Origin of the sequence: Acetobacter sp. P5B1, assembly GCF_018811985.1 — a bacterium.
GTDB classification, from domain to species: domain Bacteria; phylum Pseudomonadota; class Alphaproteobacteria; order Acetobacterales; family Acetobacteraceae; genus Acetobacter; species Acetobacter cerevisiae.
Genome location: NZ_JACRVS010000070.1, coordinates 1 through 1,624, shown reverse-complemented (window position 1 = coordinate 1,624; position 1,624 = coordinate 1). Strand labels below are relative to the sequence as shown.

2 protein-coding genes and 1 pseudogene are annotated in these 1,624 nt (G+C 49.0%); all 3 read right to left on the bottom strand.

Annotated elements, in window-relative coordinates; all coding sequences use genetic code 11:
- Positions 1 to 179: transposase (locus KP703_RS15375; RefSeq protein ID WP_215755547.1), on the bottom strand; the 179-nt coding region annotated here is incomplete at its 3' end.
- A 39-nt stretch (positions 180 to 218) separates the two neighbouring features.
- A complete protein-coding gene (locus tag KP703_RS15370; protein ID WP_215755546.1) occupies positions 219 to 1,049 on the bottom strand; it encodes a hypothetical protein in 831 nt (276 codons plus the stop codon).
- Between the two features lie 460 nt (positions 1,050 to 1,509).
- Positions 1,510 to 1,624, bottom strand: a pseudogene (locus KP703_RS15365) (IS5/IS1182 family transposase); the annotation flags it as partial.

The following is a 1,624-nucleotide window of genomic DNA, read 5'->3' as shown; positions in this document are numbered from 1 at the left end:
AGATAGCGCAGAGCATTGATGATCTCACGGAAATCGGTTGTCCGTTTCCGACCACGCCGGTTCGCAGGGGGCATCAGAGGCGCTATGCGCTCCCATTCCTCATCTGTCAGATCAGACGGATAGCGTTTCGTCTTGCGTGTAATTCCGGCCATGCGGCCTCGTTGTGCTGGCGTCCACATCCTGCCTTTGAATCACACTCAAAACCTCTTGAAAACCTATCATAGCGAATTTCCAAAAGGGCTCTTAGAGGCGGTCCCCTTTAAAATGGTGAGAAGGCCACCATTACCGATCGTCTGATTTACAACAGTCCCGCCGCTTTGTGTAATAGAATTTCCGTCTGTAACTGGTGCGGTTCCAGACCCATCAAGCGTACCGCTGGATATTGTAATTAGACCGTTCGAACCCTCAAATTTATAATCGGAAATATGGTTACCATTGAGGTTCAATACCCCTCCTCTAATGGTTATATCAGAAGAATATGTACTTCCCCAGAAATTGGCAATTCCGCCACTATCAATTATCTGGCCAGTAGCAGAAGCACCATATGCTATATCCTCTACTACACCAGACCCAATAACTCCTCCTGATATAGTCGCATTATCAGTCGCGCTGATAGCGCCCGTCAAAACCGCGCCACTATCAACAATTATCTTTGCGTTTGAACCGGATGTATAGGCGCTACTTACAATTGCTCCTGCCTGAGCACTTAAAGTCCCTCCAACTCCATTTGCACTGGTAACGAGCCCCCCAGATGAAACAACAACCGTACCACCATTGCGCATATATGGATTGACTGCAGTGCCACCGCTTTCGACATATCTGATACCACCACCGCTAATTGCAGTTCGATACGAGGATCCGCCCGCCTCAATATAGTCTACTCCTGTCCCGTATAGTCCTCCTCCATTTACCATTCCACCGCTTCTGACATAGCGTGTGCCATAGTTGAATTGACCAGCCCCCGTTCCACCGCTCTCGATGTATACGATATCTCCAGCGTTGTACGTGCCGCCATCAGTCTGACCAGACGTAACAAATGTAGTCGTCATTGTGAAATACCCCAGAAATGCCAACTGCATATTAGCGAGATGTTAACATGCGATATTTTAACCAATTTATCTTATACCGGCGCTCTATTAATATTTAGTAAACATATATAAGTGCCGAGAAATAAAAGAGATTTTCTAGACTCAGCATCCATTGGGCGGCGGAAGGCTGTCCCGCAGTCAGGAACAAGCGCAGCGATCAGGCGGACCGTGCCATCCGAAGCGAACCGCTCTTCTCACGGGATGATATTCCGATCCTGCAACAAGGCATCTTGTCAGGGGCATATTTACGTGACACACATGTGTCACAACTACATATGTGTGTCACATGGAGGGATCGAAGAACCGTTGGTTGATGCGCCTGGCTCGTGATTTCAGGGTTTTGGCGATTTGATTGACGGTTTTTGGGGTAGCTTTTGATCTGCGTTTTGAGCAGATCGGGGACTGCCCTCCCGCTGGATGACTACGCGCTCGCGTTCAACCTTTCGAGGAAGAGGAAGCGGCGCATGTTGTAGACGATATTGGCCAGCCCGATCCTCATGGTGGCCCGGGTGATACCGACAGTTCGGATGAACAAC

Excerpts from the sequence above, each read along its gene's own strand:
- KP703_RS15370 (WP_215755546.1), bottom strand. The coding sequence starts at position 1,049 with ATGACGACTACATTTGTTACGTCTGGTCAGACTGATGGCGGCACGTAC.